Raw genomic sequence first — 17,940 nt, 5'->3', positions numbered from 1 at the left:
TGACTTTCTATTCTTCCTCAGTTGAGGGCTCTGCCTCTATTTCTGCTATTTGATTTTGTAGCTTTTCTACTTTGGATTGCAATTTACCCCTGATTTTTTCATTTTCTTCTGTTGCCTCTATATTGTTTAAGTCTTCAAGTAATCCTTGTACTTTGTCCTTTTTTCTGTTTAACCTTTTATCACGCATTTGGTTCACTCCTTTTTAGAAACTACTATATTTTATTAATAATAAATTTTTTGTTGTGGGGCTTTTCCTTAGTATTAAGCCAGATGATTAAAAATGGGTGCATCTAATTTTCTAAATGGAGTTAAATGAAATTTTTATGCTCTACAGTTATCCAGACTCTATGGCTTTTAGATTTAAAACTCTGTCATATCTCCTGGAATCTGTCCCATTCTTTGCTCTTTAGTGCAACCGAATTAATCACTTTCACTTATCTAAAATATTCACCCTAACTCATCCCGCGGGCACAAAAAAAATGACGTGCAGATTGGCACACGTCATTTTTCTATCTAAATTGAAACATTATTTTTTGTTAAAGCCCTTTTCCCCATATGGCTGCAGCTCCTCCAGCCACTTTTCTTCCAGCTTCTCCAAGGCTTCCTTCTCGTTGAAATACGGATCATTTTTCTTTTTCAGCTTCTCCAGAATGCCGATTTCAAAAGCCTCTTTCCCGTACTGATTCCACTCGTTCTGCAGCTCCCGGTTAGGCATGTAGCCGTTCGTTTCGAGTGAAAATTTTACTCCGTTCAAGCTTTTTAAATTATTCGTGCTGCCAATGAAGATTTTATTGTTCACTGTATTCTTTATTTGATAAACACCTGCTTCAATGGGTGTTTCTTTAAACTGCTGCTTTAATTCTCTTTTGCGTTCCATGATAATTCCCCCGTTTTTTCTATTTTTTAAGCCAATACTCGCTGCCATCGAGCTTTCGGTCCAAAAATCCATAGTCGATCAAATATCTTCTGATCAGAGCATAATCCTCATAAAAGTCCTTCAAAGCCTGATTTAACTCTTTCTCGCCATATGTGTGCTCAGGCAAAAGCTGGCTGGCAACCTCCCGCAGCACAATCAGCCTTTGCTTCTCCTTTGGCGGAAACTTTAAGAGCGGTTTATCAGTGCCTTCAGGGAAGTATTTCTTGAGGATCTTCTCCTGTTCTTCTTCTGTAATGTTGTAGCGGTCATCCACCATCGTGGCTGTTTTATGAACAGGCAGGAAAGCTGGTGCGTACTCATCCTTTTCCTTCAGCAATTCCATGATTGCCAGGAAGGTCTTCGCCTGCCGTTCCTTTTCCTTTAAAGCAAAGCGGTGGTGGCGAATGGTTGAGGTGCTCCCCATGTCCAGTTCTTTCTGAATGCCCTTATCACTTTTTCCCTGATAAAAAAGCTGCAGAAGACTTTTTTGATGATCCGTAAGGCCTGTAAGCTTTTTATCCATGGACAGCAAATAATCAAACACCGAGGTATGCGCCGTTTCGATATGAATGCGCATATACCGTTCCGCTTCGTAAAATCTATCTTTATACGGGTAAACAATGCCTTTTTCAATCTTGTCCCCGCATAAGAGGCATGTAAATGAATCCTTTTCTTCGATATAGCCCTGCTTAAGCTCCTCAAAAGAAGCGTCCCAGAATAGAGTTGATATTTCCATTAACCCATACACATCCTAATCAATTTGAAAATAAACAAATTATCACTTTGTTTGCTTTATGATAAACATATTAAAACAAAGTTTAATTTTAGTCAACCACAAAACAAACGCACCTATAATATGTTTGCTTATTCCCAAACGAACAACCAAAAAGTTAGTGCATTCAGTGATAACAATAACAGACAAATAAAAAAGACCTTCGGTTAAGAAGGTCTAGCATTTTTCCATTTACAACTCTGCTTCATTTGCCCAGGTATTTTAACTTCCTCTCTTTTCAAAGTCCCTGAAATGTATGATCTCAGAAAGAATCTTACATCCATTTGCCTTCTCAAACTCCGTTCTGGCTTCATCTTTATTGTCATACTCAAACATTTTGACTCTGTCATGTAAAAAAAGTGTTAGAATCCACAAATCTTAATACCTCCCCGGTTTTAAAGATGCTTGAAGAATGAGCCCAATCCAGAGAACCCCTATAGTTTATGGGAGTGAGAGGTTGTGTTTATTTTAAAAACAGATTAAAAGCAACCGTGATCAGCCAGCCGAGGGCAAAAGTAAGGGAAATATATGTACCGACATAAAGTAAAACCTCCGTCATGATTCCTCCCCCAATGATTTTGACGTTAATTTTTCTTTATAGATGGGTTAATTCTCGCTGCTGAGGATTGTCAAATCGTATTAAACCTACAAGTGCTTCGCCGTTTTCATCTCCCTTCCTCTTAAAATAATGTCATTATATCAAGCAGTTTTTAAAAATATGTCGAACAATCGGACCTTTACCAATTTGTAAATAGAGTGTTAACTTTCTTTAATAAATCTAATCTTTGTATTATTACTGAAAGATAGTCTTCTATTTTCGTTGATGCGAATTAATCAGACAGAAAAAAGCCTATTTTCCGTCGAAATAGGCTTTTAAAAATAACTCATTCCTTTTACTTTCTATTAATCCATCCATGAAACGCAGAGATTAATCCGATAAATAGGCAGTATCCCGCGAATGTATAAAGATGATGCCAGTGATCTGCATGGACAAACAGCCCCATGTCCTCTGCCATTTTTTCCAGGGCTGCCATTGCTAAACTGATGGTCAAAGCAAACAATCCTTTTAACCAGCCATTCAGGCTTTGCATGATTTTTAATAAAGGAATCATGAAAATAGGAAGCACTGCCAGGGTGAACAATATATTAATGGAAAAGATGGCCGAGAATGGCCGGATCGGGAAGTAGTACATCCCCTTCCCGATGAAATACAGATCTAAATATGTGCCTAACAACGATGCCAATAGCATGGCCGGCAAATAGGCTCTAATTCCAGACGGCTTTTTTGGCAAGGGCTGCGAGTTCAAGTCTTTCAAGTGTTTTACAGTATGCATGCTGGATCTCCCCATTGATCATATCGTCTAACTCCAGAAAATACTCCAATACGTGAAAATCTCTAAACCAATCCCCTGATTCGGCTTCAGCCTGGCTCACATTTTTCCAGGCCGTTTCAAGGCTTGGGCTATAAATCCGTCTTCCCCCCGGCCGCAGCTGGCACGATTTTAATTGAAACTGATATTGCTCGCCTGGCAGTCCTTCATGGATATCATTGAAAATATGCGGCCAATAATCCTTCCTTGAGCCAGTATGGGGGTGAGCATATGCCCATTGTTCCGTTAGGGCAAGCACCTCTTTGTCCTTAAACAGGACATCATACAGCTTTTTCCCTAATAGGATCCGTTCATGAAGTGATTCAAAATGATTCAATGTCTGGCCCCTCATATGGGTCACGCCATTCTTTTCATAAGGAAAAAGGATGTGATTCAAGGACAGAAGCTCCTGCAGCTTAAATTCAAGCTTATGAAAAACCTCTTGTTTATATAGCGAATTTTGAATCACCCTTTTTTCTAAATAGCTCTGTTCATTGATGATAAGGGCAATGGTGAGAAGGTAAGGATCGGGCTTTCTCCAAAAGCTGCTCCAGACCGTTTCCATGAAGACCGAAATATTAAGGAATGGAAACAGGAAAAATAATGGCTTATTTCTTTTCAGGCTTTCCCGGTAAATCAAAAATTGCGGATAGGCATCCTGAAAAATGAGCCAATTCCCTCTTTCCAGAAAGGAAAAAAAGGAATATTTTTCACGATCCGGTACTAATCGGGACAGAATCTCTCCTTTTAAATCGGTCATATTCCAGCCGCCATTACGGGAGACCATATGCCCCAAAAAAGCCCAATGGATCTCCGGATGCTGCCGGTAGAAATCAAGATAGGCTTTTGTCCTGGTGACATTATTCAGATTCCAGCCCATTGTCTCCCGTTTAATATGGCCGAGGATCCCCTTTTCCTCATCTGAAAGATGTATCGATTTTTGTGTTCCTGTCCTTTTCTTTAATTCTTCCTTTAACCAGCCCATCGGGGACTTCCCTTGCTTCTTTTGAAAAAAGATGAGCATCCCCTCCCCCATGAATTCTCTTTCAGCCATATGAATATGTATCTAAAGGATCCATTTTACTTGAGAGGAATGTGCATGAAATGACTGATACAGTATCCAGCATTAACGATCTCATCACCCTATTAAGAAAAGACCAGTCTTCTGATGGTTCCTGGAATTATCCATTTGAAACTGGCATTTCAACAGATGCTTATATGATCATTTTATTAAGGACACTGGAGATACATGATGAAAAATTAATACAGGGGCTGGCAGCAAGGATCATAAGCAGGCAAGAGGAAAATGGCGCCTGGAAAATTTTTGAGGATGAAAAGGATGGAAATGCAACTGCCACTTTGGAGGCTTATTACGGGCTCTTGTATTCGGGCTATATTCAGAAGGAAGAATCCAGAATGAAAGCCGCCAGGAAATTTATACTGGAGCATGGCGGAATGGAGAGCGTGAATGTTTTTACAAAAATTATGCTTTCGTCTACGGGACAATACAAATGGCCTGAATCCTTTCCAATTCCTGTGGAGATTATGCTTTTGCCTCTTTCCTTCCCGTTTAACTTTTATCAGTTTTCCGTGTATGGGCGTGTAAATCTGGCTCCGATTTTGATTCTGGCAGAGAAAAAGTTCAGTATCAAAACGAAAAACAGCCCTGACCTATCAGATTTACTTTTAACAAGAGCAGGAGAAACCCCATGGGATATCCAGCCAGAATACCGGTCCTTATTATCAGCCATCAAAGAGGGTGTTGAAGATCTGTTAGAACTGCCTGAACAGTTTCACTCGATGGCTATGGACCGGGCAAAAAAATATATGCTGGAGCGGATTGAACCGGATGGAACATTCTATAGTTACTTCAGCTCCACCTTTTTAATGATCTTTGCGCTCCTGTCACTTGGCTATTCCAAAGACGATCCAATTATAAAAAATGCGGTCGCTGGCCTGAAAGCGCTCAGGACTGATATCGATGGTCTCCCCCATATGCAATATGCTAACGCCAGTGTCTGGAATACTTCTCTGATTAATGCCGCTCTCCAATTAGCCGGCCTTTCGCAAGAGGATTCTGCTGTAAAGAAAGCAAATACCTATTTGCTGAAGCGGCAGCATGATCAGTTTGGGGATTGGGTCATTCATAATCCGAATGCTTTGCCGGGCGGATGGGGATTTTCGGACGTTAATACCCGAAACCCTGATGTCGACGATACAACGGCTTCGCTGCGATCGATTGCCAGAAGCGCAGAGGACAGTCCAATTCATCAGGATGCCTGGGATCGCGGAGTCCGCTGGCTTGTATCCATGCAGAATGAGGATGGCGGCTGGCCTTCCTTTGAAAGAAACACCGAAAATCCATGGCTCGGCTTCCTGCCGATTGAAAAGGGTGAATATATGTTTGGAGACCCAACCTCTGCCGACCTGACCGGAAGGACTCTAGAGTTTTTAGGAAACTATACCAATCTGCCTGATCAGGACCCTGCAGTTCAAAACGCCATTAACTGGCTGTTGAACAATCAGGAACAGAATGGTTCATGGTATGGAAGATGGGGTGTTTGCTATATTTATGGCACGTGGGCGGCCGTAACAGGGCTTATTGCTTCAGGCATGGCAAAAGAACATCCCTCCATCCAAAAAGCCGCTGACTGGCTGAAGAGTATCCAAAACGAAGATGGCGGCTGGGGAGAATCCTGCCTGAGCGACAGTGAAAAATCATATGTTCCTTTGAATGCAAGTACCATAACAGATACGGCATGGGCGCTGGATGCTTTAATTGCAGCCGAGGATCAGCCGACAGAATCAATTCTAAAAGGAATTCATTACCTGGTCCATTCAATCGCTAAAGAGGATTGGACCACAGCCTATCCTAAAGGGCAGGCCATGGCAGGAAGCTTCTACATCCATTATCATAGCTATCGGTATATTTTTCCACTTATGGCTTTGGCTCATTATCAAAGGAAGTTTGGTCAGTGATATACAGCAGAGGGAGAAATAGCCCTGCCGTCTTTTACATTTTTCATGCCAAAAGAGGTGCCGCCTATTAAATCTAGGTTCCGTTCAGAGATACTTTTTTTACCGAAAATGACAGCCCTTTTGACAACGTAAATGGCATATAAAAAAGGAAAACTCGCCACAAAATGGCGAGCCCTCTTTGTTATGATTACCCGTTTTTATGGAACGAAAGCAGCCTATAGTTTTAGAAAAAACTTCACAGCCTTTCAAAAACATGATGAAGGCTGGGACGTAGAACTTGTTTAATAAGTGAAGCTATAATGTGAAAAATGGAATAGGAATCGGTAAAAGGATTTAGGAGGTGAACCCAAGCCAAAGAGGTTGCAATTCCTGAGAAAACAGAATAAGTTCATTTAAAATCTAAAAAACACTATCCTTTCCGTGATATTACAGAAAGAATAGCGTTATTTTTGTTAACGGGGTAATGATTTGTTCATCGCTTGATGGGCATGTTATAAGTGCCTCTTTAGAAATTGAATTTTTCCACCAATTATTACTGGGCTTTCTGCAGGGGAACCGACTTGGCTTGTCCTTTTGCTTCTTTTCTCTCCCTTGATAATGATTTATAGAGCGAAATGCTAATAATGCCCAATATGATTGTAAAAGGAAGAGCGGAGACCAAGGAAGCAGTTTGCAGCCCTTTTAATCCGCTGCTGGCAATTAACACGGCAGTGATCCCAGCCATTAATACTCCCCAGATCACTTTTACCATGTTGGATGGATTCAAATCCCCATCTGATGTCATCATGCCCAGAACGAAAACAGCTGAATCCGCAGAAGTTACAAGGAATATGACGATTAGGACCAGCATCAGCACTGATAACAATGTGTATAATGGAAATTCCTTTAACAGAACGAAAATGGCAGTTGTCACATCTTGCGAAACAGCTTGGGATATGGCGGTACCCTGGAATAAATCCATGTATAATCCCGTTCCTCCGAAAATGGCCATCCATACAAACCCAATAGCAGGAGGGACAACCATTACACCTATTACAAATTCCCTGATCGTTCTCCCTTTTGAAATCCGGGCAACAAAGGAACCGACGAAAGGAGACCAGGCAATCACCCATGCCCAATAAAAAACTGTCCAATCCTGAACCCATGTTTCACCTGTGTATGGGGTCAAATAGAAGCTCATTTCCATAAAATGCTGGATATAATCGCCGATGGCAAGGACGAAGCTTTCAAATATGAATACCGTGGGACCCCTGAACAGGAAGAACACCATTAAAGCAAGGACTAAAATCATATTTGTATTACTCAAAATCTTAATCCCTTTATCAATACCGGTTGTAGCTGAAACAAGATAAAGGGCAAGCATGATGCCAACTATGCCGATTTGTACCCAAGGGTTGTTTGGAACTGAGAAGACATAGTTCAAGCCGCCATTAATTTGCAGGACACCCATTCCCATCGAGGTGGCAATTCCCGTTACCGTAGCAATGACAGCCAGTATATTAACTGCTGACTTCAGCTTTTTTCTTTTTTCTGGATGATTTGCGCTTAATACTTCGCCTACAAGAACCTTCCTTTTATGACGGTATTGATAATAAGCAAGAGCCAGTCCGACAATGGCAAAGACTGACCATTGATGAATGCCCCAGTTAAAAAAGGAATATCGCATGGCTACCCGTGCTGCTTCTGCTGATTGCGGCTCTACGCCAGGAAGCGGTGGAGAAGAAAAGTGAGACAGCGGTTCTGCTACACCCCAGAATACAATTCCTACCCCGAAACCCGCGCTGAACAGCATACTGATCCAGGCAAATAAGGAATATTCGGCTTTTTCTCCATCCCGGCCGAGTTTTATGTTTCCATATTTACTAAAAGCAAGGTATAAACAGAAGAAAACAAAAAGAGCTACACTGAGTAAATAAAGCCATCCAAATGATTTACTTGTAAAGTTAAAAACAATAGAGGCATTTTTAGCAAGACTATCAGGTGAAAAGGCTCCCCAAATGGTAAAAAGTCCAACGATTATGGCTGAGATTTTAAAGACTGGATTGTTATATGAAGCGCGTTCCCGGTTTTTCTTCAAAATAAAATCCTCCTTATTAATCTTTCTTTTCTTTTATATGGCTCTATCAAAGCATTGATTTAGCACCTGTGTGCCTTCTGGAAAACTGCAATGGAAGTTTAATAGGGTTTTTAATCTAAAGCCTGTCTGCATTTCATAGGTATATGAATGTTGTTGAATGACATAAATTATGACTTCAGTTATCTAAAAGGAAAGGAAGACCCTCCGGAGCAGCCGGATTGTTCTTCCTCATACGATATTCAGGCAGCTTGATGGCTGTCTGGCAGTATTAAATTAAAAGTTTCTAATAGTTAGATAATTTAAAGCAGACTACTTTCGGTTCTGTCATCTCCTGGATGGAGAATTTGATTCCTTCCCTGCCTAACCCTGAATTTTTCACACCGCCAAATGGCATTGCATCAATCCTGTAGTCACTGCTGTCATTGATCATTATTCCTCCTACATCCATTTTGGCAATGGCTTTATGTGCTTTTTCGATATCCCTGGTAAATATTCCGGCCTGCAAGCCATAATTTATGTCATTCGATTTACTGATTGCTTCATCAAGACAAGATACTTGGTACAAAAGTACAACCGGACCAAAAATTTCTTCTTTCGCAATGGTGCAATCTTCCGGGACATTTTCGAGAACAGTAGGTGAATAAAAAGACCCATTCCTTTTCCCGCCTGTTAATACGGCTGCTCCTTTTTGTTTCGCTTCATTAACCATGTTTTCAACCCGGACAGCCTCTTTTTCCGTAATAAGCGGCCCCATATCCGTCAGTTCTGATTGCTTATCCCCTACGCAGTATTGATTTGTCCTGGCAACGAATGCCTGTTGAAATGCCTCATAAACGGAATTCTGGATGTACACTCTTTGGACACCGAGGCAATTTTGCCCTGCTGCCCAAAATGCCCCGGAAACCGTTGATTCAACAGCCTCTTCCAAATCAGCATCCTCCAGCACAATAACAGGAGAATTGGACCCCAGCTCCATACTTATCTTTTTCAATCCCGCTTTCCGTGTAATTTGTTCCCCGGCGTCCAGGCCTCCAGTAAAAGTAATCATTCGCACAGCAGGATGGGTAACAAGAACATCCCCAATTTCGCTTCCATATCCAGTGATGACCGATAACACTTTAGGCGGCAATCCGGCTTGTTCAAATGCTTCGGCGATTAAAAGGGCACTGAGAGGAGTCACTGTTGCAGGTTTTACGATAATGGCATTCCCGGAAGCAATGGCTGGACCCACCTTATGCGCTACAAGATTTAATGGATCGTTAAAGGGTGTAATGGCGCCTATAATTCCAATAGGGAAGCGGCGGTAGTATCCCAGGCGGTTTTCACTCCCGGGCATTTGGTCAAACGGAATGGTTTCTCCATGAATCCTTCTTGCTTCTTCTGCACTGATCCGGAAGGTCTGAATGGCTCTTTCCACTTCCTTTAAAGCTTCCCGAATGGTTTTGCTTCCTTCCCTTGCAATCGTCTTGGCATATTTTTCTTTCTTGGCTTCAATGTAGTCTGCAGCCCGATTAATAATTGCCATTCGCTGATGGACAGGAAGGGAAGCAGCAATCTTCGCCCCCTCTTTCGCTTCTTCAATACAAGTAAGCATATCTTCCTTCGAAGCTGCTGGTACAGTATCAATGATGCTGTTATCCTGCGGATCACGAACTTCAATCAATCTTTCGCCTGTTGTCCATTCGCCTGCGAGAAACATTCTTTGTCCGGTTAGTTGAGTGGTCATGCTTATTACCGCCTTTCCGTTTTAGATTGAAACAAGCTGCCTTTCACGATTAATGGAAATTAAGTCAATCAAAAGGGAGAATCCTGTCTCTATTTTCCCTGCCCCTGCACCGCTTAATGTGACTGTGCCCAAAAGATCGCATTGATACGTTATGGCATTGACAGCGCCTCTGATGGAAGCCAAAGGATCTTCAGCACCCAATTTCTCAGGAGCTATCGAGGCAATAACCTTGCCGTTTTCCTTTTTGGCTTTTGCGATTAGCCTCCAGGACTTTCCCTCCGCCTTTGCCTTCTCAATATCGTCCAAAGTGATGCCTGTAATGCCCTTGCATTCCACTTCCCCGACTGATAAAGGAGCATTCATGACATGGTTGGAGAGAATGACAATTTTATACCTTGCATCATGGCCCTCTACATCGCTTGTAGGGTCCGCCTCTGCATAGCCGAGTTTTTGTGCCTCGGTAAGAGCCGCTTCATAAGAAGCGTCCTCCTGTTCCATTTGGGTCAGAATATAGTTGGTTGTCCCGTTCAATATGCCGCGGATTTCCGTAATGTCATTCCCGGCCAAGGCAGCAGCCGGCATCCGTAATGCTGGTGTACCGCTCATGACCGTCCCCTCAAATCCCCAGTAGACTTTATGCTTTTGCGCCATTTCAGAAAGCTCCTGGTACGCGAGGGCAACAGGGCCTTTATTGGTCATCACCACATTTTTTCCTTTTTCAAATGCAGCCTTACAGTGGTCTATGGCGGGCTGGCCGGTTTTGACATCTGTATAGGAAACCTCAATAACCGTATCTGCATTGGTGTCCTTGATTGTTCTGATGCTATCCCATCCCCTGATTAGCCCCGGTGTTTCCGGATAATTCTCCAAACTCCCTGTTTCTTTCAATACTTGCAATACTGTACTGATATCCAGGCCGCCTGGATGGTAAATCGACCCTTTCATTAAATCGGAAATCGCGACAATTTCAGCTTCAAATCCTTCGTTCTGTTTAAGTGCTTCTTTCTTATCACGAAGAATTTCCGCCAATCCCTGGCCAACAACCCCAAATCCTATAAACGCCAATTTATGTGCCAAGCATTTCCACCTCCAAATTTTGGTCTATTTGTAATTTCGGATTCGTTCTTAAAAACATGCCTGCCGTTTGTACCAAGATGGCTGTTCCGATCGGCAAACAGGCTTCATCCAAATCAAAAATCGGGGTATGAAGATCACGCTGGACCCCCTCTATTGGTGCACATCCTAGAAAAAACATGGATCCAGGTATTTTTTCAGTCACATAGCCGAAGTCTTCCCCGCCAAGGCCAAATGGGCGCCTGGTAATCCCCATGCCTGGATATGTCTTTGTAATGGCGTCCGTTATCCATTCATTGACAGCAGGATGATTTTTTAAAGCGGGCTCTCCTCTTTGGATATTCAATGAAAAGGTTCCCCCTAAATGCTCCACGATAGAAAGCGCTTTCTTTATTTCTGTTGCCAAAAAATCACGGACTTCCGGTGTATAGCTCCGAATTGTGCCCTGAATAACTGCCTCAGTCGGAATGATGTTGCTTGCTGTACCAGCATGGATTTGCCCAATACTGATAACGGCAGCATCCAGCGCTGAAACTCTCCTGGCTGTAATTCCATATAATGCCTGCATGACCGGGCCAAGCATCCAAATAGGATCAGTGCCAAGCTCCGGATAAGCTCCATGGCCGCCTGAGCCATGGATTTTCACTTCAAAAACATCCACGTTAGCCATACTGTAGCCATCGCTGATTTGCACTTTACCTACTGGAAGCCATGGACAGACATGGAGTGCAAGGGCAGCTTCAGCCTGGTCATAAGCCCCTGCACGGACCATGTACGATGAACCTGAAAGTCCGTTAGCGTCGGTGCTCTCCTCTGCCGGCTGGAAAATAAATTTAACCGTCCCTTTCAATTCGCCCTTTTTGAAATGGTCCGAGAGGAGGGAGGCAGCCCCGAGGAGAATAGAGGTGTGTGCATCATGGCCGCAAGCATGCATTACACCTTCAGTTTTGGACGAATAGCCTGTTCTATTTTCCTCCGTAATCGGTAAGGCATCCATATCAGCCCTAAGTGCAATAACTGGTCCATCCCCCGAGGTCAAAGTGCCTACTACTCCTGTTTCAAGCCCAACTCCTGTTTCTACTTCTATTCCATCTATTTCCTTTAACATATCCGCAACAAAACGGGAGGTCCCGAACTCCTGAAAGCTAAGTTCGGGATGCTGATGAAAATGACGGCGCCATTCAACAAGACGCCCAGCCAATTTATTCGCTTGCTCAACGATAGGATGATTATTTGACATCATCTCTCACCTCGATCGGAACTAGTAAACTACTTTACCTGCAAAACACTTTCAGCATGGCTAAATGCCTGTTCAAAGTCTGCAATGATGTCATCAATTTCTTCAATTCCGCAGGAAACACGGATTAACCCTTCCGGAATGCCAACAGCTGCACGCTCCTCAGGCGTACACTCGACATGGCTGGTTGTTCGGGCGGGCCCTACTGTTGTTTCAACAGCTCCGAGGTTTGCAGCGCGGTTGGCAAATTGCAATTTCGGAAGCAAATCACGGACTGTATCTACTCCGCCTTTAACAGCAAAGCTGAGCATCCCGCCAAAATCCTTCATTTGTTTTTTGGCAATATGATGGTTTGGATGTGTTTCAAGTCCTGGATAATAAACAGATTCCACCATATCTTTTGTCTGCAGGTATTTGGCAAGCGCCATTGCATTTTTACATTGCTGGCGGACACGAAGGTGCAGTGTTTTCATGCCGCGGATCATCAGGTAAGCTGCCATCGGATCCATTGTGGCGCCATTGATTTCGCGATAATGATAGATTTTTTCCACTAGTTGATGCGGACCGCAAACGACTCCGCCCAGTGCATCAGCATGACCGCCGAGGAATTTTGTTGCACTGTGGATAACCAGATCCACACCAAGTTTAATAGGGTTCTGATTCATTGGTGTTGCAAACGTATTATCGACAATGACAATCGCCCCGGCTTCGTGTCCTGCTTTTGCCATTCGTTCGATATCAGTGATCTTAACCGTTGGATTCGTCGGTGTTTCAAGATAAAGAATTTTACACCCCTTTGCCACTTCTGCCTCGATTTGCTCGTGATTCCCCGTTTCACAAAGAACCACATCGATTTGCTGGCGCGGCAGGAATTCGGTGAAAATCTTGTTCGTTCCGCCATAAGTATCCTTTATCGATACAATGCGATCTCCTGGCACCAAAAACGTCGATAAAGTATTGCTGATTGCAGCCATGCCTGTTGAGAAGCTTGTTGCTGCTTCGGCGCCTTCAAGGATTTTCACTTTATCTTCAAATGACTGTACGGTTGGATTTGTATTTCTTCCGTAAATATGGCCCTTTTTCTTGCCAATTGCTACATCATACCACTCATCCATATCATCATAGCCATATGCCACACTGAGTACGACCGGCACCTGGGTGGCTCCATGCACCAAATAATCCTTTTCCCCAGCCCATACCGCTTTTGTACCTGCCTGAACATTTTCTTTTACCATACGATCACTCCTTCTCAGTTTTTTAATGCCAGTTTTTTGTTCTCAACCTTCAAGCCGATTTCCCGTTTGACCAATTCACTGTATGCAAACAGGGCGATAACAGTATCCTGGACTCCTGTACCAGTTAAATCACAAACCGTAATCTCCTCGTCATTTACCCGCCCGCTCAGCTTTCCGGATGTTAATTGCCCCAGTTCAATAACGTGCGATTCATTCGTTAATATTCCTTTGTCAAGTGCGTGATGCAATTCTCCAAGCCTGGCACACTGTGCTTTTGTATCGCATATAAGCTTATCCGCCCGGGCAAGGACTTCTGCTTCAAGCTCCTGCTTATGCTCAGCATCTGATCCCATAGCCGTAATATGAAGTCCGGGATGAAGCCATTCCGCTTTGATCACCGGTTCTGTTGCCGGAGTCGTCGTAATGACCGTATCACTATTACGGACTACTTCTTCGGCACTTTCAGCCACTTGGACCTCAATCCCCAATTCGGCGGACATATCCACGGCATACTTTCTCGAACGATCCTCTGACCTGGAATAGACCAGGATTCTTTTAAAATCCCGTACGAGTTTGAGTGCCCTTGCCTGGTACCTCGCCTGGCTTCCTGCTCCTATCACGCCTGCTGTTTCAATATTTTTGCGGGAAAGGTAGTTTGCAGCAATCGCTCCCGCTGCGGCTGTCCGTACCTCGGTCAAATAGCCATTATCCAGCAGGATTGCCTGCGGGATTCCTGTTTGAGTGCTGATCAAGAGCATAAGTCCATTACCGCTTGGAAGTCCCAGCTTATAATTATTGAAAAATCCGGAAGATACTTTGATGGCAAACATGTCTTCCCCTTTTACATAAGCGGTTTTGACATCCACCTCCCCATTTTGGTCGTGCAGGTCCACACGCATAATCGGCGGCATGACGGCTTCATTATCTGTTAGCTTCGTAAATCCAGCTTCCACAATAGCAATCGCTTCATTATTCAGCTGCACATACTGTTTAAGTTCCTGTTCTGTGAAAATGAGCATCCTTCCGTCTCACCTCCTAAATTTTTGAAAGTGATGCTTCTTTTATAAATAAATCCCTTGGGAGCTGTGCAAATGTTTCGCATCCCGTTTCAGTTACCCGGAATGATTCACTTGCTTCGAAACCGTATTGATCAAGCCAGATACCCGGAATCAGATGGAATGTCATATTGGGCTGAAGGATGGTTTTATCTCCTTTACGGATGCTCGCTGTATGCTCACCCCAATCTGGAGGATAGTTCAGACCCATGGAATATCCAAGACGCGATTCCTTTATAATTCCGCTTTTTTCAATCGATTTTTTCCATGCTTCCTCAATTTCCTCGCAGGCAATCCCTGGCTTAATCATATCCAAACAAGCGTTCAAGCCTTCGACAACCACTTCCGAAAGTGCTTTGATTTCTTCGGAGGGCCTGCCGATATGAACTGTTCTGGCAAGTGGGGAATGGTAGCGCTTATAGCATCCGGCCAGCTCCAGGATCACAAGCTCGCCTGATTTATAACGCCGGTCCGTCCAGGTTAAGTGCGGTGTGGAAGTTCTTTCTCCAGATGGGAGAAGAGGCATGATTGCCGGGTAATCCCCTCCGAATTCATCCGTGCCTGTTATTTGTGTATGAAAGATTTTCGCTGCCACATCACATTCCCGTACACCTTCATTCACCAGCTCAATTCCTGCTGCCATTGTGTTCTCCACAATTTTGGCTGCTCTCTTCATATACTCGATCTCTGTATCGGACTTTATAATGCGGACCCAGTTGACTAGCAGGGATGCATCCCGGAAACTAGCATTTGGAAGTCCTTTTTTCAGCTGCTCATAGCATTTTGCAGTGAAATAATAGTTATCCATCTCAACACCAATGAAACGATTTTGCTGTCCAATTTGCTTTAAGATTTCTGCCACAAAATCCATTGGATGTTTGGTTTCAGATTGTACATAATCGTCAGGGTAGGGAATAATATTTTCATGATAAAGCCATGTCGTTACCTTGGCTCCATTTGCATCCTGCCCCCTGCCAATCCAGATCGGCTGTTCCTCATCAATGATGATGACAAGCATTTGATGCACGTAGAAGGACCATCCGTCGTAACCGGATAAATAATTCATATTAGCGGGATCGGTAATAAGCAATACTTCAATCCCTTCTGCTGCCATTCTTTCCTTTGTTTTCAAGATTCTCTTTTTATACTCTGCTGTTCCAAATGACATGTTGGCGCTCCCTCCTACCATACCAGTATAAAATTTTCAGGAATTTAGTTTGTAGGTTCATTATAGTGTCAGGGTAAGAAATCTATCATCCGCAAAGTTGTATGAAAATTCAAATTTTATTTTAGTCAAATTATCGAAAAATATAGAATTGTATAACTTTAAAGCCTTAATAAAACTATTTTCCTAAAATAGATGGATGATCAAAAACGGATGATGATTTAGGTTTGTAATTGATTGGAGCGGATCGTTCGTGATTCTCCTGTCCAAGGGAGACCAATAGCGGCAGAAAGGCTGTGAAGGGCAAGGCCGAGGTTTGTGAAGTAAAAAGAAAAAAACTGCGGAAAAACCCATAAAGGATTTAGCCGCAGTTCTAATTCTTTCATAGTATTAATCTTGACCTGCCATTACGGCATGTTCTCCTATTTTCCAAATTTTTATGCTCAAGTCCAAAAGGAATAAATCATCCGGATCAATAAGGGATAAACCTGTCAAAGCTTCAATCTTCCTTAGCCGGTACAGCAGGGACTGCCGGTGAAGATTTAGCGATCTCGCTGTTTGACTTACATTCCCATGAAATTGATTATAGGCGATGAACGTGCCAATCAAATCCATGTGCCGCTGCTCGTCATATTGTACAAGAGGTTCAATTGTTGACATAATGATTTCTTCCATTTCTTTATTGTCGGCCAAATTTAATAGTACCCTGTCCACTCTTGTTTGCTCATACAACATTCGCTGCCCGGAACCCTTTTTTCGCCGCCCGATGCGTAAAGCTGTGCCAGCATGACGGAAGCTTTCCCCAAATCCTGAAATGCCTTCAAACGCATTGCCGATGCCCCAGGATATGACCACTTCAGGAAGCAGATTTCCGAGGCGCCGTTCTACAAGATCAAGGAAATTTGTAGCGTTTTCATTTTCCTTTACCCCAGGGGTTTCCAGGAAAATGACAAGCTGGTCACCCTGATAGGTCATCAGTATGTCCTTTTTAAGAGACTGGGCGGCATAGTAGATTTCTTCTTCAATATATTGAATCATGCTTTCAAGCCAATGTTCATAGGAATCATAGTCCTGCTTGCGCTTTTGGAATAATATGTCCATATTTTCCGGATACCCGACAATACACACATATGAGAGTTTAAGATTATATCCCAGCAATTTTGCCCTTGAATCGGCTTGTTCAAGTGATAGGAATTCGCCCTTAGAAAGCTCATGGACAAAATCGCTGCGAAGGCGCATTTTTGTCTCTTCAATGGCATTTCTCCTTGAAAGCCAAAGAGCAATCGTCGTGGCAGTATGCTCTAACACGTTAACCCGAAAGAGAGTGAGAAAGGATTCGATTGATTCGGAACTAGGAACCAATACAAAAATATAGCCTTGTGGATTGTCGGCTACCTGGAGCACCGGAATTTGAAAAACAATCTGGTTTTCTATTTTAATCATTTGGAACTTCTGAAACATAGGGTCCCCTTTTAAGAGAGTGTTTTCTGCCCTTGATGGAAGAATTCCTTGCAGGATATATTTTTTCCACTCCTTTATAAAGGATTGTGTGTGGATGCTTTTTTCATGAAGGGTGCCGGATCGGTCTGTAATGACAATCGGATACCCGATATGCTTTTCAACGAATTTTGAGATTTCCTTCAGATCTGTATCCTTTAGAATGAGCTGAAGAAGCTCCTGCTGAACCTTTTCTGATTTTTTACGCTCTTTATATTCGATGTCATTAATCTCTTTCATGACCGATTCGATAATACTGGAAAAACGGATTTCCCATGGTATCTCAATAATAATAAAATTATTCTTTTTGGCCAGTTCTATGACCTCAGTGGGAATATCAAAAATGTATCTTCCCAAAGCGACCATCAGAGCGGAAGCGTCGGAGTCGATCACATCCTGAACAAACCTTTGGAAAGTTTCAGCATCCTCCCCGCAGCCAATCCCCGTCGTCAATACCGCTTCATTTTTTCGGACAAAGTTTTCCACCGGCATTTCGATGGCTGAAATCCATTGGATATAACGTTTTTCAGCATATTCCTTTCCGGTAACAATCTGGGCATTATTGAGAATCTTGTATTTTAGTACATCTTTAACTGTTAATCTCATGTTGGCTCCCCTCTAAACACCTTAAGATTAATAAGATAGAAGACTTTTATTATAGGAAACCATATTCAGATAGCAACGTCCACTATTAATTTTACGTTCTTCCAATTTATATTTTATCCATATAACAATTTCATTTTATTTCCATATTGAAGAGAACGATAGTGTATTATAGCCTAAGCTTTAATTAAGCTTTCTTGATTGCTGAGGACCTAACTGAGAAGAACTTCAGCG

Annotated in this window: 15 protein-coding genes; 1 reads left to right on the top strand and 14 read right to left on the bottom strand. The window is 42.9% G+C overall.

Going from position 1 to position 17,940, the window contains the following annotated elements; genetic code table 11:
- Positions 1–7: 7 nt before the first annotated feature.
- The 6 genes from DFO72_RS10280 to DFO72_RS10260 form a co-directional block, all read right to left on the bottom strand.
- A complete protein-coding gene (locus DFO72_RS10280; RefSeq protein ID WP_113881609.1) occupies positions 8–187 on the bottom strand; it encodes a hypothetical protein in 180 nt (59 codons plus the stop codon).
- A 339-nt stretch (positions 188–526) separates the two neighbouring features.
- On the bottom strand, positions 527–877 hold the full coding sequence (locus DFO72_RS10275) for a GIY-YIG nuclease family protein (RefSeq protein ID WP_113881608.1): 351 nt from the start codon (positions 875–877) through the stop codon (positions 527–529).
- 19 nt (positions 878–896) lie between these two features.
- Positions 897–1,652 carry a DUF2087 domain-containing protein gene (locus DFO72_RS10270; RefSeq protein WP_113881607.1) on the bottom strand — a complete coding sequence of 252 codons (756 nt, stop codon included), beginning with the start codon at positions 1,650–1,652 and terminating at the stop codon, positions 897–899.
- Between the two features lie 258 nt (positions 1,653–1,910).
- Positions 1,911–2,063 carry a hypothetical protein gene (locus DFO72_RS29435; protein WP_166672458.1) on the bottom strand — a complete coding sequence of 51 codons (153 nt, stop codon included), beginning with the start codon at positions 2,061–2,063 and terminating at the stop codon, positions 1,911–1,913.
- Between the two features lie 518 nt (positions 2,064–2,581).
- Complete coding sequence (locus DFO72_RS10265; RefSeq protein ID WP_243856116.1) at positions 2,582–3,022, bottom strand: CBO0543 family protein; 441 nt, start codon at positions 3,020–3,022, stop codon at positions 2,582–2,584.
- A complete protein-coding gene (locus DFO72_RS10260) occupies positions 2,955–4,082 on the bottom strand; it encodes a DUF2515 domain-containing protein (RefSeq protein ID WP_258549808.1) in 1,128 nt (375 codons plus the stop codon). Before DFO72_RS10260 ends, DFO72_RS10265 begins: the two co-directional genes overlap by 68 nt.
- A gap of 80 nt (positions 4,083–4,162) precedes the next feature.
- Here DFO72_RS10260 and shc point away from each other — a divergent pair, with 80 nt between their 5' ends.
- Positions 4,163–6,037 carry a squalene--hopene cyclase gene (shc, locus tag DFO72_RS10255; protein WP_113881604.1) on the top strand — a complete coding sequence of 625 codons (1,875 nt, stop codon included), beginning with the start codon at positions 4,163–4,165 and terminating at the stop codon, positions 6,035–6,037.
- Positions 6,038–6,569: 532 nt separating this feature from the next.
- Here shc and DFO72_RS10250 read toward each other — a convergent pair.
- The 8 genes from DFO72_RS10250 to DFO72_RS10215 all read right to left on the bottom strand — a co-directional run bounded on the left by DFO72_RS10250 (position 6,570) and on the right by DFO72_RS10215 (position 17,709).
- Complete coding sequence (locus DFO72_RS10250; RefSeq protein WP_113881603.1) at positions 6,570–8,114, bottom strand: BCCT family transporter; 1,545 nt, start codon at positions 8,112–8,114, stop codon at positions 6,570–6,572.
- 283 nt (positions 8,115–8,397) lie between these two features.
- On the bottom strand, positions 8,398–9,840 hold the full coding sequence (locus DFO72_RS10245; RefSeq protein WP_113881602.1) for an aldehyde dehydrogenase family protein: 1,443 nt from the start codon (positions 9,838–9,840) through the stop codon (positions 8,398–8,400).
- A 21-nt stretch (positions 9,841–9,861) separates the two neighbouring features.
- The gene (locus DFO72_RS10240; RefSeq protein ID WP_113881601.1) at positions 9,862–10,917 is read right to left on the bottom strand and encodes a homoserine dehydrogenase; all 1,056 of its coding nucleotides are present in this window, start codon (positions 10,915–10,917) and stop codon (positions 9,862–9,864) included.
- Positions 10,907–12,154 carry a M20 metallopeptidase family protein gene (locus tag DFO72_RS10235; RefSeq protein ID WP_113881600.1) on the bottom strand — a complete coding sequence of 416 codons (1,248 nt, stop codon included), beginning with the start codon at positions 12,152–12,154 and terminating at the stop codon, positions 10,907–10,909. Before DFO72_RS10235 ends, DFO72_RS10240 begins: the two co-directional genes overlap by 11 nt.
- Before the next feature lie 29 nt (positions 12,155–12,183).
- On the bottom strand, positions 12,184–13,386 hold the full coding sequence (locus tag DFO72_RS10230) for a cystathionine gamma-synthase family protein (RefSeq protein WP_113881599.1): 1,203 nt from the start codon (positions 13,384–13,386) through the stop codon (positions 12,184–12,186).
- Between the two features lie 14 nt (positions 13,387–13,400).
- The gene (locus DFO72_RS10225; RefSeq protein ID WP_113881598.1) at positions 13,401–14,405 is read right to left on the bottom strand and encodes a cyclodeaminase; all 1,005 of its coding nucleotides are present in this window, start codon (positions 14,403–14,405) and stop codon (positions 13,401–13,403) included.
- A 16-nt stretch (positions 14,406–14,421) separates the two neighbouring features.
- Complete coding sequence (locus tag DFO72_RS10220; protein ID WP_113881597.1) at positions 14,422–15,609, bottom strand: M24 family metallopeptidase; 1,188 nt, start codon at positions 15,607–15,609, stop codon at positions 14,422–14,424.
- A gap of 387 nt (positions 15,610–15,996) precedes the next feature.
- Positions 15,997–17,709, bottom strand: coding sequence for a PucR family transcriptional regulator (locus tag DFO72_RS10215; RefSeq protein WP_113881596.1), 1,713 nt, complete (start codon positions 17,707–17,709; stop codon positions 15,997–15,999).
- Positions 17,710–17,940: the final 231 nt, after the last annotated feature.

The organism is Cytobacillus oceanisediminis, from assembly GCF_004366035.1.
Lineage (GTDB): Bacteria > Bacillota > Bacilli > Bacillales > Cytobacillaceae > Cytobacillus > Cytobacillus oceanisediminis_C.
This window is presented reverse-complemented; position numbering and strand designations above follow the sequence as displayed.

Bases quoted from the DNA above. Each gene is read 5' to 3' on its own strand.
- DFO72_RS10280 (WP_113881609.1), bottom strand. From the start codon at position 187: ATGCGTGATAAAAGGTTAAACAGAAAAAAGGACAAAGTACAAGGATTA.
- DFO72_RS10275 (WP_113881608.1), bottom strand. From the start codon at position 877: ATGGAACGCAAAAGAGAATTAAAGCAGCAGTTTAAAGAAACACCCATT.
- DFO72_RS10270 (WP_113881607.1), bottom strand. From the start codon at position 1,652: ATGGAAATATCAACTCTATTCTGGGACGCTTCTTTTGAGGAGCTTAAG.
- DFO72_RS10265 (WP_243856116.1), bottom strand. From the start codon at position 3,022: ATGCATACTGTAAAACACTTGAAAGACTTGAACTCGCAGCCCTTGCCA.
- DFO72_RS10260 (WP_258549808.1), bottom strand. From the start codon at position 4,082: ATGCTCATCTTTTTTCAAAAGAAGCAAGGGAAGTCCCCGATGGGCTGG.
- shc (WP_113881604.1), top strand. From the start codon at position 4,163: ATGACTGATACAGTATCCAGCATTAACGATCTCATCACCCTATTAAGA.
- DFO72_RS10245 (WP_113881602.1), bottom strand. From the start codon at position 9,840: ATGACCACTCAACTAACCGGACAAAGAATGTTTCTCGCAGGCGAATGG.
- DFO72_RS10235 (WP_113881600.1), bottom strand. From the start codon at position 12,154: ATGTCAAATAATCATCCTATCGTTGAGCAAGCGAATAAATTGGCTGGG.
- DFO72_RS10230 (WP_113881599.1), bottom strand. From the start codon at position 13,386: ATGGTAAAAGAAAATGTTCAGGCAGGTACAAAAGCGGTATGGGCTGGG.
- DFO72_RS10225 (WP_113881598.1), bottom strand. From the start codon at position 14,405: ATGCTCATTTTCACAGAACAGGAACTTAAACAGTATGTGCAGCTGAAT.
- DFO72_RS10220 (WP_113881597.1), bottom strand. From the start codon at position 15,609: ATGTCATTTGGAACAGCAGAGTATAAAAAGAGAATCTTGAAAACAAAG.
- DFO72_RS10215 (WP_113881596.1), bottom strand. From the start codon at position 17,709: ATGAGATTAACAGTTAAAGATGTACTAAAATACAAGATTCTCAATAAT.